This is a genomic window from Streptomyces sp. CRN 30, from assembly GCF_034105845.1.
Genome location: NZ_JAVRHI010000460.1, coordinates 49,084 through 63,186 on the forward strand (window position 1 = coordinate 49,084; position 14,103 = coordinate 63,186).

Consider the following 14,103-nt stretch of genomic DNA (forward strand, 5'->3'; position numbering starts at 1 on the left):
AGCGGAAGCGGGCGCGGCCGGACTCAGTCCTCGGCCGGCCCGGCGGTGGCCGCCTTCTTCGCCGCCGTGGCCGTCGTCTTCTTCGCCGTGGTCGACGCCTTCTTGGCCGTCGTCGTCTTCTTGGCGGTGGTCTTCTTCGCCGCGGTCTTCTTGGCCGGGGCCTTCTTCGCGGCCGTCTTCTTGGCCGTCGTCTTCTTCGCCGTCTTCTTGGCGGGTCCCTTGGCGCGCTTCTCGGCGAGCAGCTCGTAGCCGCGCTCCGGGGTGATCTCCTCGACGCTGTCGCCGGAGCGCAGCGTCGCGTTGGTCTCCCCGTCGGTGACGTACGGACCGAAGCGGCCGTCCTTGACCACCACGGGCTTCTCGCTGACCGGGTCGGTGCCCAGCTCCTTCAGCGGCGGCTTGGCCGCTGCCCGGCCGCGCTGCTTGGGCTGGGCGTAGATCGCCAGCGCCTCTTCCAGCGTGATCGTGAAGAGCTGGTCCTCGGAGGTCAGCGACCGCGAGTCCGTGCCCTTCTTCAGGTACGGGCCGTAGCGGCCGTTCTGCGCGGTGATCTCCACGCCCTCGGCGTCGGTGCCGACGACGCGCGGCAGCGACATCAGCTTCAGGGCGTCGTCGAGGGTGACCGTGTCCAGGGTCATCGTCTTGAACAGCGAGGCGGTCCGCGGTTTCACGGCGTTCTTGCCGGTCTTCGGGGTGCCCTCGGGGAGCACCTCGGTGACGTACGGGCCGTAGCGGCCGTCCTTGGCGACGATGGCGTGGCCGCTCACCGGGTCGGTGCCCAGCTCGAAGTCCCCGCTCGGCTTGGCGAGCAGTTCCTCCGCCAGTTCGACGTCGAGCTCGTCGGGCGCCAGGTCCTCGGGGATGTCGGCGCGCTGGTGGTTCTCGGAGTCCTTCTCGCCGCGCTCGATGTACGGGCCGTAGCGCCCGACGCGCAGCACGATGTCGTTGCCGACGGGGAACGAGGAGACCTCGCGGGCGTCGATCGCGCCGAGGTCGGTCACCAGTTCCTTGAGGCCGCCGAGGTGGTCGCCGTCGCCGTTGCCCGCGTCGGCCGCCCCGCCCGTGCCGCCCGCGGCGAAGCCGCCGTCCGACGCGGTCTCGCCGAAGTAGAAGCGGCGCAGCCACGGCACGGCCTGGGCCTCGCCGCGCGCGATGGCGTCGAGGTCGTCCTCCATCTTGGCGGTGAAGTCGTAGTCGACGAGCCGCCCGAAGTGCTTCTCCAGGAGGTTGACCACGGCGAAGGAGAGGAAGGACGGGACGAGCGCGGTGCCCTTCTTGAAGACGTAGCCGCGGTCGAGGATGGTGCCGATGATCGACGCGTACGTCGACGGGCGGCCGATCTCGCGCTCTTCCAGCTCCTTGACCAGCGACGCCTCGGTGTAGCGGGCCGGGGGCTTGGTGGCGTGTCCGTCGACCGTCACTTCCTCGGCGGTCAGCGGGTCGCCCTCGTCGACCTGCGGCAGCCGGCGCTCGCGGTCGTCCAGCTCGGCGTTGGGGTCGTCGGCGCCCTCGACGTAGGCCTTGAGGAAACCGTGGAAGGTGATGGTCTTCCCGGACGCGCTGAACTCGACGTCCCGGCCGTCGGAGGCGGTGCCGCCGATCTTGACCGTGACGGAGTTGCCGGTCGCGTCCTTCATCTGCGAGGCGACGGTCCGCTTCCAGATCAGCTCGTAGAGCCGGAACTGGTCGCCGCTCAGACCGGTCTCCGCCGGCGTACGGAAGCGGTCGCCCGAGGGGCGGATCGCCTCGTGCGCCTCCTGCGCGTTCTTGACCTTCCCGGCATACGTGCGCGGCTGCGGGGGCAGGTAGTCGGCCCCGTACAACTGCGTGACCTGCGCGCGGGCCGCGGTGACCGCTGTGTCGCTCAGCGTCGTGGAGTCCGTACGCATGTAGGTGATGTAGCCGTTCTCGTACAGCTTCTGCGCGACCTGCATGGTGGCCTTCGCGCCGAAGCCGAGCTTGCGGCTCGCCTCCTGCTGGAGCGTCGTCGTACGGAACGGTGCGTACGGCGAGCGGCGGTACGGCTTCGACTCGACGGAGCGGACCGCGAACCGCGTGTTCTCCAGGGCGGCGGCCAGCGCGCGGGCGTTCGCCTCGTCGAGGTGGAGGGTGTTGGCGCCCTTGAGCTGTCCGAGGGAGTCGAAGTCGCGGCCCTGCGCGACGCGCCGGCCGTCGACGGTCTGGAGCCGCGCGACGAGCGTCGAGGGGTCGCTGGCGTCTCCCGCACGGCCGGTGCCGAAGGTGCCGGTCAGGTCCCAGTACTCCGCCGAGCGGAAGGCGATGCGCTCGCGCTCCCGCTCCACCACGAGCCGGGTGGCGACGGACTGGACGCGACCCGCCGACAGCCGCGGCATGACCTTCTTCCACAGCACCGGCGAGACCTCGTAGCCGTAGAGGCGGTCGAGGATGCGGCGGGTCTCCTGGGCGTCGACGAGCTTCTTGTTGAGCTGGCGCGGGTTGGCGACGGCGTCACGGATCGCGTCCTTGGTGATCTCGTGGAACACCATGCGCTTGACCGGGATCTTCGGCTTGAGGACTTCCTGGAGGTGCCAGGCGATGGCCTCGCCCTCGCGGTCCTCATCGGTGGCGAGGAAGAGTTCGTCGGAGTCCTTCAGCAGGTCCTTGAGCTTCTTGACCTGCGCCCTCTTGTCGGCGTTGACCACGTAGATCGGCTGGAAGTCGTGGTCGACGTCCACCCCGAGGCGGCGGACCTCACCGGTGTACTTCTCGGGCACCTCGGCGGCGCCGTTGGGAAGGTCGCGGATGTGCCCGACGCTCGCTTCGACGACGTAGCCGGGGCCGAGGTAGCCCTTGATCGTCTTCGCCTTGGCAGGCGACTCGACGATGACGAGTCGGCGGCCGCCCTTTGCGGTCTCGCTGGTCGGGGACAACTTCGCTCTTCTCTCCGGTCGACGCTGGGGACTGCCCCAGGCGTGGGTCCCGGGGTCGGGTCCTGCTTCCTTGTTCGCTCGTGACGCTGCGGAGTGTGACGGTACCTCCCGCCCCCGTGTCAAACGGGAAAAGCCCGCAACGGCCACTCGAACGGTAACCCGACTAACCCTCTTCCTGCCGCCCGGAGTGTGCACGGGCTTCCTGGCGTGTATCCGGAGTGCGATCTCCCGGTTACGCGCCGCGCGGGGTCGGACGAGTACGGAACCCGCCGTTCAGAGGTGCGTGAGACACCAGGCGCCGAGCGCCAGGGCGACCACCGCGGCGACGGTCGCGACGGCCGCCGATGCGACGGGGCTCACACCGTGGGCGACGGGGCGCCGGTAGCGCACCTGGGTCGCGGTCCACACCAGCAGAGCGCCCCCGAACAGGACGAACACCACTCCCGCGAAGATCGCCGGCCCACGCTCCATGGCTCTCCGTGCCCCTTGTTTCCGGTCGTTTCCCGTCTGCGGGAACCACGCCTGCCGAGAGGCTGCCACGCGCGGACGGCAGCCAGGCGAAGGGGAGGTGAACACGGGGGTGGTGGCGGGATGTCGCCCGCTCGTCCCCCGCCCCGGCTCACCCCGTGGCCACCAGGAACCCCTGCTCCACCAGCAGCCGGATCTGGGCCGGGGTACGGTCGCGCAGCGCCACCGGGTCCTCGCCCAGGAGCTGGGCGATCGCGTCGAGGATGCGGCCCGCGGTCATCGAGCCGTCGCAGACGCCGGCGAACCCGGCGCCGACCGTGTCCACCCGGGTGGCCCGGCGCATGCCGCGGTGCTGCCGCAGGACGACGTGCTCCGGGTCCTCGGCGCCGGGCAGCCCCACCTGCTCCTGCACGACCTCCTCGGCCAGGGTGAAGCGCGCGGCGAGCAGCGCCGCGTCGTCGTGGCTGCGCAGGTAGTCGACCCGGTCGAAGTGGGCGCGGACCGTGTCGCCGAGCGGCTGCTCGACGGGGTGCGGCCACTCCTCGACCGTGACGGAGGGCTCGGCGGCGTCGGTGCGGCGCAGCGTGATCCAGCCGAACCCGACGGCGCGGACCTTGCGCGCCTCGAACTCGTCCAGCCACGCGTCGTACCGCGCCTGGTACGCCGCCGTGTCGTCACGGTGGTCGCCCGCGTCCCGCAGCCACAGCTCGGCGTACTGCGTGATGTCCTGCACCTCGCGCTGCACGATCCAGGCGTCGCACCCGCGCGGCACCCAGGAGCGCAGCCGGTCGGTCCACTCCTCCCCCTCCACGTGCTGCCAGTTGGCGAGGAACTGCGCGTAGCCACCGGGATTCAGCCGTTCCCCCGCCTGCTGAACGAGCGTGCGGCACAGATCGTCCCCGCCCATCCCGCCGTCGCGGTACGTCAGCCGCGCGCCGGGCGAGATGACGAAGGGCGGGTTGGAGACGATCAGGTCGTACCGCTCGTCGTCCCCGACCGGCTCGAAGAGCGACCCCTCGCGCAGGTCGGCACCGTGGACCCCGGAGAGCGCGAGCGTGAGGGCGGTGATGTGCAGGGCACGCGGGTTGACGTCGGTGGCGGTCACCCTGATGGCGTGCTGCGCGGCGTGCAGCGCCTGCACGCCGGAGCCGGTGCCGAGGTCGAGCGCGGCGGCGACGGGCGTACGGACCGTCAGCCCGGCCAGCGTCGTGGACGCGCCGCCGACGCCGAGGACGACGCCCTCCGCGCGGCTCCCGATGCCCCCGGCGCCGCCCACCGCGCAGCCCAGGTCGGAGACGATGAACCAGTCCTCGCCGGCCGGCCCGCCGTACGGCCGTACGTCGGCGGTGGCCGCGACCTCGTCCTCGCCGGTCCGCACCAGCCAGCCGCTCTCCAGGCAGTCGGCGACGGGCAGGACGTCCGCCACGCGCGCGTGCGGCACCGGCTGCTGCAGCAGGAAGAGCCGTACGAGCGTCTCCAGCGGCGTGTCGCCGCGCGTGGCGCGCAGCGCGGGGACGGTCTCGCTGCGGGAGAGCGCCGCGTAGGCGGGGGCGCCGAGCAGCTCCAGCAGACCGTCGGCGGTGAACGAGGCCCCGAGCAGGGCGTCCCGGAGCCGGGCGGCGATGTCGGGGCGGTCGGTGGCGGGCAGGGGGGAGAGGTCGGCGTTACTCACGCCCCCATTGTGGCCCTGATCCGGCCCGGATCCGGGGCGCCGGGCGTCAGCCCGTCGGCATGGGTGTCGGCACGGATGCCGCTACGGGTATCGGCACGGGTGCCGACGCGGATGTCGATACGGGTGTCGGCACGAGTGTCGGCGCGGATGTCGATACAGCTGTCGGCACGGGTGCCGGCGCCGATCTCGATACAGCTGTCGGCACGGGTGCCGGCGCGGGCGTCAGCTCGTCGTGGCGGACGCCGGGGCCGAGGCGGACTTGCAGCTGGCCTGCTTGGCCATCGCCTGGCCGACGTCGCCCTCCTCAAGGTCCTTGAGCGCGTCGTTGCCGCTCTCGCTGAGCTTGTTCAGCTCGCTGGCGATGTCCTTGAGCCCGTCGGCGAACTTCGCCTGGTCCTTGGTGTCCAACTCCTCGACCTGCTTCTTCAGCGAGGCGTAGGACGACGACAGCTGGTTCAGCTCCGAGACCGCGGCCTTCTGCTTCTTCTCGCCGCCGTCGACGTCGGGCGCGCCGGCCTTCTGCACGGCGGCGCCCATCGCCTTGTAGGCGTCGGACATGTCCTGGAACGCCTGCGCGTCGGTCTTCTGGACGTCGGCGGGCCGGCTGCTGTCCGAGGTCTGCTTCTGGATCGAGGCGTTGGCTGCCTCGATCTTCTTGGCCTGCGGCTGTACGCCGTCGCAGACCGTCTCGGCCCAGGAGTTGAGCTTGTCGCTGTTGTCGTCGCCGCCGCATCCCGTCAGCGCCAGTACCAGTACCGCACCGCCGGACAGTGCGGCCGCGAGCTTCTTGTTCACCGGATTGGTCCCTTCCATGGCTCTCGGCCCCGGAACATACACGCCATCTGGGCGACATCCCCGTAACCCAGGTCCGGTAAGACCGTTTATGCAGCCATTTGCACCAAGCGAGAGAAGGGTCACGGAAAGGGGGCGCGTACGCGCGCGAAGCGGGCGGCCGACGCGTCAATACGCCTCTTCCGCCCGCTTCTTGACCCCGGCACGGCCGTTTCGGCCGGCCCTCTCCCTCAAGAAGCCGCCTAGGAAACCACCGCCCTGTCCGCCGACTTGGGTTCCTGCCCGGCGTTGTCCTCGTCACCCATCGCGATGCCGCGCCGCTTGGAGACGAAGACCGCGCCGACGATGACCAGGAACGCGATGGCCGCGATCAGCACCCGGACCCCCACGTTCTCGTCGGGGCCGTAGGAGAACTTGATCACGGCGGGCGCGATGAGCAGCGAGACCAGGTTCATGACCTTCAGCAGCGGGTTGATCGCCGGTCCCGCGGTGTCCTTGAAGGGGTCGCCGACCGTGTCGCCGATGACGGTGGCGGCATGCGCCTCGCTGCCCTTGCCGCCGTGGTGGCCGTCCTCGACGAGCTTCTTGGCGTTGTCCCAGGCGCCACCGGAGTTGGCGAGGAACACGGCCATCAGCGTGCCCGCGCCGATCGCGCCCGCCAGGTAGGCGCCCAGGGCGCCGACGCCGAGCGTGAAACCGATGAAGATCGGCGCCAGCACGGCGAGCAGTCCGGGCGTGGCGAGCTCCCGCAGGGCGTCCCGGGTGCAGATGTCGACGACCTTGCCGTACTCGGGCGTCTCGGTGTGGTTCATGATCCCGGGCTTCTCGCGGAACTGCCGCCGCACCTCGAAGACCACCGCGCCCGCCGACCGCGACACCGCGTTGATCGCCAGTCCGGAGAAGAGGAAGACGACCGCCGCGCCCGCGATGAGCCCGACGAGGTTGTTGGGCTGGGAGATGTCCATCATCAGGCTCATCGGCGCGCCCTCGCCGCTGAGCTTCTCGCCGACGTCCCGGGCGCCGGTGGTGATGGCGTCGCGGTACGACCCGAAGAGCGCCGCCGCCGCCAGGACGGCCGTGGCGATGGCTATGCCCTTGGTGATGGCCTTGGTGGTGTTGCCGACGGCGTCGAGGTCGGTGAGGACCTGCGCGCCCTCGCCCTCGACGTCGCCGGACATCTCGGCGATGCCCTGGGCGTTGTCGGAGACCGGCCCGAAGGTGTCCATCGCGACGATCACGCCGACCGTGGTGAGCAGACCGGTGCCGGCCAGCGCCACCGCGAACAGCGCCAGCATGATCGACGTACCGCCGAGCAGGAACGCGCCGTACACGCCCAGACCGATCAGCAGCGCGGTGTAGACGGCGGACTCCAGCCCGATGGAGACCCCGGCGAGGACCACGGTGGCCGGGCCGGTGAGCGAGGTCTTGCCGATGTCCCGCACGGGGCGCCGGGTCGTCTCGGTGAAGTAGCCGGTGAGCTGCTGGATCAGCGCGGCGAGCACGATGCCGATGGCGACCGCGATCAGCGCGAGGATCCGCGGGTCGCCGTCCTTGCCCGCGATGGCCGTGTCGGTGACGCCGTCCAACTCGGCGTACGTGCCCGGCAGGTAGACGAAGACGGCCACCGCCACCAGCACGAGCGAGATCACCGCGGAGACGAAGAAGCCCCGGTTGATCGCGCTCATCCCGCTGCGGTCGGTCCGCCGGGGTGCCACCGCGAAGATGCCGATCATGGCGGTGACCACGCCGATCGCCGGGACCAGCAGCGGGAACGCCAGCCCGGAGTCGCCGAAGGCGACCTTGCCGAGGATCAGCGCGGCCACCAGGGTCACGGCGTACGACTCGAAGAGGTCGGCGGCCATGCCCGCGCAGTCGCCGACGTTGTCACCGACGTTGTCGGCGATGGTCGCGGCGTTGCGCGGGTCGTCCTCCGGGATGCCCTTCTCGACCTTGCCGACCAGGTCGGCGCCGACGTCGGCGGCCTTGGTGAAGATGCCGCCGCCGACCCTCATGAACATGGCGATGAGCGCCGCGCCGAGGCCGAACCCCTCCAGGACCTTGGGCGCGTCGGCCGCGTACACCAGCACCACGCAGGAGGCGCCGAGCAGGCCGAGCCCCACCGTGAACATGCCGACGACACCGCCCGTGCGAAAAGCGATCTTCATCGCCTTGTGAGAGACGAGAGTGAGATCCTTTTTCGGCTCTCCCGGCCCCGGTGTCGCTTCCCGGGCCGCGGCGGCGACCCGCACATTACTGCGCACGGCCAGCCACATGCCGATATAACCGGTGGCCGCCGAGAACGCCGCACCGATCAAGAAGAACACCGATCGTCCGATGCGCTGATTCCAGTCGTCCGCGGGCAGCAGCATGAGCAGGAAGAAAACGATCACGGCGAATACGCCGAGGGTGCGCAACTGCCTGGCCAGATAGGCGTTGGCGCCTTCCTGGACGGCCGCTGCGATCTTCTTCATGCTGTCGGTTCCCTCGCCCGCCGCGAGTACCTGGCGCACCAGGACGCCCGCGACCACCAACGCCGCCAGCGCCACCACGGCGATGACGGCGACGATGACACGATTGCCGTCGGTCAGTGCCGCGGCGGCGAGAGTCGAGGAGTCGCCCAACTGATAAGGATCCGCCATTCGTCCTCCTTGACGCTTGGGCCGAGCTCAAGATGTGGACGGATTCTAGGTACCGGAACCTGATCTAAACAGTGCATGACAAAAGTAATCGGCCCGTCAACCCGAAAAGCAGTAATGGCCTCAAAGCATTGATTGCGCGGAGCCGAGATCAAAAACAGCGACCGGGCATTGATCGTGAATTCGTTCACTAAAAGCCCGCATGCAACCACTGTAAGCACGGATTCCGTTTCCCGCACACGGCCGCACGCACGCGACCGCACGCGACCGCGCCCGACCGCACGCACAGGACCGCACACGACAAAGGGCCCTACTCGGTAGGGCCCTGCGGGGGTCGGCGGAAGGTGCCGCTGTTCAGGCGAGCGGCACGATGGGCGGCGTCGTCGGCCAGGTCATGCGGATGAGTCCGCCGTCCGCTCCGGCCTTGACCTCCACGTCGTCGACGAGCCCGCTGATGACCGCGAGACCCATCTCGTCCTCCTCGGCCTCCGGGTCGTCGCCCGCGGCTCCGGGGGCGCTGCCGCCGGCCGTGTGCGGCGCCTCGTCGCCGACCTCGATGGAGAACTGCTTCTCCTCCTCGATCAGCGACACCTTGACGGGGGCCGAGATGCCGCCGTTCTGGTGCAGTCCGACGGCACGGGTGCAGGCCTCGCCGACGGCGAGCCTGACCTCGTCGAGGACGGCCTCGTCCACTCCGGCCCTGCGCGCCACCGCGGCCGCCACCAAGCGGGCGGTCCTGACGTGCTCGGGCAGCGCGCTGAAGCGGAGTTCAACGGTGGCCATGCATCCCCCTCGGAACTACGGGCGTGCTGTCGAGGGACGGGCCGCCGAGAGCCCGGCCCCCTGGTTCTTCTTCCGTCCGTCCCGGACCCGGGGGTCCGGGACGGCGGTCGTCATCAGTCGGTGGCCGCCACCGCTTCCTCGACCGAGGTGTGAATCGGGAACACCTTGGTGAGGCCGGTGATACGGAAGATCTTGAGAATGCGCTCCTGGTTGCAGACCAGGCGCAGCGAGCCCTCATGGGCCCGCACCCGCTTCAGGCCGCCGACCAGCACGCCGAGTCCGGTGGAGTCGAGGAAGTCCACGCCCTCCATGTCGACGACGAGGTGGAAACTCCCGTCGTTCACCAGCTCGACCAGCTGCTCGCGCAGCTTGGGCGCGGTGTATACGTCAATTTCGCCACCGACCTCGACGACCGTACGATCGCCGACGGTACGGGTCGACAGGGACAGGTCCACGGATCCTCCAGCACCTTGCTATCGAGCGGTCGCCCTGAGGGCGCCTCGGCTTGGAGCCCCCTGGACGGTTCGCCAGCCGCGATGGCATTCAATCACTTACCGGCAGGCGTGCACGACGCCTTGGTCCCATTGTCCGTCACGCCAGTGACACACTCGGTGCCGATGGCCGAGAATCACCGATTCGATCGATCCCCGACGGACCCCGCGTCCCGGCTGGATCCGGGCGCGGTCCTGGACCGGCTCGCCGCGGGGCAGAGCCGGGCTTCGCGCATCACTCATACGGAGCACTTGCCCCCGCGAACGGGCCGCCATGCCGTCTGGCCCGACCGGATTCGCCCGGAGGTCCTCGCGGCGGTACACGCGGCGGGCATCGAACACCCCTGGGCCCACCAGGCACGCGTGGTCGAGCACGCCCTGGACGGCGACTCGGTGGTCGTCGCCACGGGCACGGCGTCCGGCAAGTCCCTCGCCTACCTCGTGCCGGTCCTCTCCACGCTCCTGGACGGCTCGGAGGCCCCCAACGGACGGGGCGCGACCGCCCTCTACCTGGCCCCCACCAAAGCCCTCGCAGCCGACCAGTGCCGGTCGGTGAAGGAACTTTCACAACCCCTCGGCACGGCCGTGCGCGCCGCCGTCCACGACGGCGACACCCCGTTCGAGGAGCGCGAATGGATTCGGCAGTACGCCACGTTCGTGCTCACCAACCCGGACATGCTGCACCGCGGCATCCTGCCCTCCCACCCCCGCTGGTCCTCCTTCCTCAGAGCACTCAAGTACGTCGTCATCGACGAGTGCCACACCTATCGCGGCGTGTTCGGCTCGCACGTCGCGCAGGTGCTCCGCCGGCTGCGCCGCCTGTGTGCCCGCTACGGCTCCTCGCCGGTGTTCCTGCTGGCCTCCGCCACCGCCGCCGAGCCCGCGGCGGCCGCCCGCCGGCTCACCGGACTGCCGGTCGTGGAGGTCGCCGACGACGCCTCCCCCCGCGGTGAACTGGTGTTCGCCCTCTGGGAGCCGCCCCTGACCGAACTGGAGGGCGAGAAAGGCGCGCCCGTCCGCCGCACGGCCACCGCCGAGGCCGCCGACCTGCTCACCGACCTCACCGTGCAGGGCATGCGCTCCATCACCTTCGTCCGCTCCCGGCGCGGTGCCGAACTCATCTCCGTCATCGCGCAGGAGCGCCTCGCCGAGGTGGACCGTTCTCTGACCGGGCGTGTCGCGGCGTACCGCGGCGGCTATCTGCCGGAGGAACGGCGCGCTCTCGAACGCGCCCTGCACTCCGGCGAACTCCTCGGCCTCGCGGCCACCAACGCCCTCGAACTCGGCGTCGACATCTCCGGCCTCGACGCCGTCGTCATCGCCGGCTACCCGGGCACCCGCGCCTCGCTGTGGCAGCAGGCGGGCCGGGCGGGCCGCTCGGGCCAGGGCGCGCTCGCCGTCCTGGTCGCCCGCGACGACCCGCTGGACACATTCCTCGTCCACCACCCCGAGGCCCTCTTCGACCAGCCGGTCGAGTCCACGGTGCTCGACCCGGACAACCCCTACGTGCTCGCCCCGCACCTCTGCGCGGCGGCCGCCGAGCTGCCGCTGACGGAGGACGACCTGGAACTGTTCGGCCCGGCGTGCGAGGAACTCCTCCCCCAGCTGGAGGCCGCGAAGCTGCTCCGCCGCCGGACCAGGGCCTGGCACTGGACCCGCCGGGAACGGGCCGCCGACCTCACCGACATCCGCGGCGAGGGCGGACGGCCGGTCCAGATCGTCGAGGAGGGCACCGGCCGCCTGCTCGGCACGGTCGACGCCGGCGCCGCCCACACGACCGTCCACGAGGGCGCCGTCCACCTGCACCAGGGGCGCACGTATCTCGTACGGTCCCTGGACCTGGAGGACTCCGTCGCCCTGGTCGAACAGGCCAGCCCGTCCTACTCGACCGTCGCCCGCGACACCACCGCCATCTCCGTCCTGGAGACCGACATCGAGGTCCCGTGGGGCGACGGACGCCTGTGCTACGGCTCCGTCGAGGTCACCAACCAGGTCGTCTCCTTCCTGCGCCGCCGCCTGATCACCGGCGAGGTGCTCGGCGAGACCAAACTCGACCTCCCTCCCCGCACGCTGCGCACCCGCGCCGTGTGGTGGACCGTCACCGAGGACCAGCTCGACGCCGCCCGCGTCAACCCGGAGAACCTCGGCGGCGCCCTGCACGCCGCCGAACACGCCTCCATCGGCATGCTGCCGCTCTTCGCCACCTGCGACCGCTGGGACATCGGCGGCGTGTCCGTACCGCTGCACCCCGACACCCTCCTGCCGACGGTCTTCGTCTACGACGGTCACCCCGGCGGCGCGGGCTTCGCCGAACGGGCGTTCCACACGGCCCGCGAGTGGCTCACCGCCACCCGGGAGGCCATCGCCTCCTGCGAGTGCGACGCCGGCTGCCCCTCCTGCATCCAGTCCCCCAAGTGCGGCAACGGCAACGACCCGTTGCACAAGCGGGGCGCGGTGCGGTTGCTGACAGTGCTGTTGCGGGGGGCGGGGTCGGAACCGGGGGCTCGGCCCGCGGTTCCGGACGTGGATGCGGGTGCGGGTGCGGATGCGGCTGGGCCCTCGGCGTCGGCCCCGGACGCGGAGGCGGACGCGGAACGGGACGGGCGGGCCGAGGCGGTGGTGTCGCCGGGGCGGCCGTCGGGGCCCCTCCCGTCGGTCAAGGGGGCGACGCGGGAGGCCGCGGCCGAGGTGACGGCGGAGGTCGAGGTGGCCGAGGCGGTGACGCAGGAGCTGGAGGCGGGGGAGAAACCTCGTGGGGAGGAAGCCGGAGAAAGGGCGTAGAGGGCCAGGGAGGGGGCGTAAGGGGCCGGGAAGGGGGCGTGGAGGGCCCGATAGGAGGCGTGGAGGGCCCGGAAAGAGGCGTGGAGTGTCGGGGGAGGGCCGGGTCCGGGCCCGCGCGAGCCCTGACCTCCGCTGTGAAGGGGCCCCGCCCGGCCGCGGCCGTCACGTCCGACACCTGCCCGGTGAGCACGCACCGCACGAGCCGTGTCCCCTGGGCTCTCGCGACCCGGTCCGCCCGGGAGCACGCCCCGGCGCCGCCGTCCGCCCAGTGGTCCGCCGCCGCGAGAGCCGCGAGATCGGCACCCCCGGCAGCCCGGTGCCGGGTGACGACGGCCTGTCCCAGCGCCAGGACGACCCCGAACACCACACACAGCACCGTGATGACCGCGACGCTCCAGACGGTGGCGGAACCCCGGTCCGGGCAGGGTCCCCGTACCGTCCGCCGCACTGCCTGACCGACCCTCACAGCCCCTCCCCGGCGACCGGCACCGTCGACTCCACCGAGGCCACCGCTTCCTCCCGCACCTCGAACGGCAGGCCCCTCAGCACCGGTGGCCTCGCCACCACGGCCACCCGCACCCACTCCCCCGCGCGGCTGACCGTCACCTCCGCCCCGTCCGGCGCCGCCTCCCGGGTCACCTCGGCGACCGCGTCGGCCGGGTCGTCCCGCGCCGCCGCGCGGGCGCCGGTCCGGGCCGCGTCCACACACTGGATCTGCGCGGCCGCGACCAGCAGCCCCCACACCAGCGCCATGGCGAACAGCACCAGGACCGGGAGCGCCACGGCCGTCTCGGCGGTCACGAAACCGCCGTCGCCCCGCTGGGCCGGGGCCCTCTCACATCCGCGCATCGAGCGCCCGCTTCACGATGCTCTCCAGCTCCGCGCTGACCGTTCCGCTGGTCACCACCTTGTAGAGGACCACCGCGAACGCCACCGCCGCGACGATGCCCATGGCGTACTCGGACGTGACCATCCCCGCGTCCCTCCGACCGGCCACGCCCGTCCACCGCGTCGCCCACGTCCCACGCACCCGGCTCACCCAGCTCACCCGACTCACCCGACGCGCCCCACGCGTCCATTGCATGCCGCGCATCCCGCGCATCAGGGCACTCAGCCGTGCCCGAACCATCCAACGCATTCGTCAACCCCCGTTTCGTCTCTGACCTGTTCGTTCCGTCGTCCCGATGCGCCACGGTCATCGCCGCCCCGCCGGTCGCCCGGTGCCTCGTCCCCGGTCCGTCATCCGCCACCTCCTCCCAGCACCCCGCCCGCCAGGCCGATCACCACCGGCAGGACGCCCACCGCGATGAACGCGGGCAGGAAACAGAGGCCCACCGGCGCGGTGACCATGACGGCCGCCCGCCGGGCCCGCGCGGTGGTCGTCCGTGCCCAGTCCGCGCGTGCCTGCTCGGCGAGGCTCGCGACCGGCCCGGCCGCCGGCAACCCGGACACATCGGCGCGCTCCAACAGGCGGGCCAGGGCCGAGGCACCGGGGATCGCGGCCAGCCGGTGCCAGGACCCGCCCGGATCGCCGCCCAGCCGGAGCTCGGCCGCACCGCGCGCCAGCGCGTCACCGACCGGCCCGCCGA

The 14,103-nt window shown here is 71.4% G+C and carries 11 protein-coding genes and 1 pseudogene; 1 reads left to right on the forward strand and 11 read right to left on the reverse strand.

Features of this window, described 5'->3' with window-relative positions:
• Positions 1 to 23: 23 nt before the first annotated feature.
• From topA to bldG, 7 genes are all read right to left on the reverse strand, one after another.
• Positions 24 to 2,891, reverse strand: a complete 2,868-nt coding sequence (gene topA / locus UW392_RS52560; RefSeq protein ID WP_320782545.1) for a type I DNA topoisomerase — start codon at positions 2,889 to 2,891, stop codon at positions 24 to 26.
• 273 nt (positions 2,892 to 3,164) lie between these two features.
• Positions 3,165 to 3,362, reverse strand: coding sequence for a hypothetical protein (locus UW392_RS52565; protein ID WP_320782546.1), 198 nt, complete (start codon positions 3,360 to 3,362; stop codon positions 3,165 to 3,167).
• A gap of 148 nt (positions 3,363 to 3,510) precedes the next feature.
• Positions 3,511 to 5,031, reverse strand: coding sequence for a class I SAM-dependent methyltransferase (locus UW392_RS52570; RefSeq protein ID WP_320782547.1), 1,521 nt, complete (start codon positions 5,029 to 5,031; stop codon positions 3,511 to 3,513).
• A gap of 222 nt (positions 5,032 to 5,253) precedes the next feature.
• Positions 5,254 to 5,844, reverse strand: coding sequence for a small secreted protein (locus UW392_RS52575; protein WP_320782548.1), 591 nt, complete (start codon positions 5,842 to 5,844; stop codon positions 5,254 to 5,256).
• A 221-nt stretch (positions 5,845 to 6,065) separates the two neighbouring features.
• Entirely contained in the window at positions 6,066 to 8,462 is a 2,397-nt protein-coding gene (locus UW392_RS52580) for a sodium-translocating pyrophosphatase (protein ID WP_320782549.1), read from the reverse strand.
• Positions 8,463 to 8,813: 351 nt separating this feature from the next.
• Entirely contained in the window at positions 8,814 to 9,242 is a 429-nt protein-coding gene (locus UW392_RS52585; RefSeq protein ID WP_320782550.1) for an ATP-binding protein, read from the reverse strand.
• 113 nt (positions 9,243 to 9,355) lie between these two features.
• The gene (bldG, locus tag UW392_RS52590) at positions 9,356 to 9,697 is read right to left on the reverse strand and encodes an anti-sigma factor antagonist BldG (RefSeq protein ID WP_003975386.1); all 342 of its coding nucleotides are present in this window, start codon (positions 9,695 to 9,697) and stop codon (positions 9,356 to 9,358) included.
• Between the two features lie 81 nt (positions 9,698 to 9,778).
• Between bldG and UW392_RS52595 the strand changes: the two genes are divergently transcribed.
• Entirely contained in the window at positions 9,779 to 12,514 is a 2,736-nt protein-coding gene (locus UW392_RS52595; RefSeq protein WP_320782551.1) for a DEAD/DEAH box helicase, read from the forward strand.
• Between the two features lie 43 nt (positions 12,515 to 12,557).
• On the opposite strand, the pseudogene UW392_RS52600 reads toward UW392_RS52595, so the two are convergent.
• The 4 genes and pseudogenes from UW392_RS52600 to UW392_RS52615 form a co-directional block, all read right to left on the reverse strand.
• Positions 12,558 to 12,962, reverse strand: a pseudogene (locus UW392_RS52600) (Rv3654c family TadE-like protein); the annotation flags it as partial.
• A 14-nt stretch (positions 12,963 to 12,976) separates the two neighbouring features.
• A complete protein-coding gene (locus UW392_RS52605; protein ID WP_320782552.1) occupies positions 12,977 to 13,363 on the reverse strand; it encodes a TadE family type IV pilus minor pilin in 387 nt (128 codons plus the stop codon).
• A complete protein-coding gene (locus UW392_RS52610) occupies positions 13,350 to 13,607 on the reverse strand; it encodes a DUF4244 domain-containing protein (RefSeq protein ID WP_414497555.1) in 258 nt (85 codons plus the stop codon). The genes UW392_RS52605 and UW392_RS52610 overlap by 14 nt, the downstream gene beginning before the upstream one ends.
• A gap of 146 nt (positions 13,608 to 13,753) precedes the next feature.
• A partial coding sequence (locus tag UW392_RS52615; protein WP_320782554.1) for a type II secretion system F family protein occupies positions 13,754 to 14,103 on the reverse strand: 350 nt, incomplete at its 5' end.

What these genes read in the sequence shown, in the direction of transcription:
- UW392_RS52565 (WP_320782546.1), bottom strand. Translation starts at nt 3,362, where the DNA reads ATGGAGCGTGGGCCGGCGATCTTCGCGGGAGTGGTGTTCGTCCTGTTC.
- UW392_RS52575 (WP_320782548.1), bottom strand. Translation starts at nt 5,844, where the DNA reads ATGGAAGGGACCAATCCGGTGAACAAGAAGCTCGCGGCCGCACTGTCC.
- UW392_RS52580 (WP_320782549.1), bottom strand. Translation starts at nt 8,462, where the DNA reads ATGGCGGATCCTTATCAGTTGGGCGACTCCTCGACTCTCGCCGCCGCG.
- UW392_RS52585 (WP_320782550.1), bottom strand. Translation starts at nt 9,242, where the DNA reads ATGGCCACCGTTGAACTCCGCTTCAGCGCGCTGCCCGAGCACGTCAGG.
- UW392_RS52595 (WP_320782551.1), top strand. Translation starts at nt 9,779, where the DNA reads ATGGCATTCAATCACTTACCGGCAGGCGTGCACGACGCCTTGGTCCCA.
- UW392_RS52605 (WP_320782552.1), bottom strand. Translation starts at nt 13,363, where the DNA reads ATGCGCGGATGTGAGAGGGCCCCGGCCCAGCGGGGCGACGGCGGTTTC.
- UW392_RS52610 (WP_414497555.1), bottom strand. Translation starts at nt 13,607, where the DNA reads ATGCGCGGCATGCAATGGACGCGTGGGGCGCGTCGGGTGAGTCGGGTG.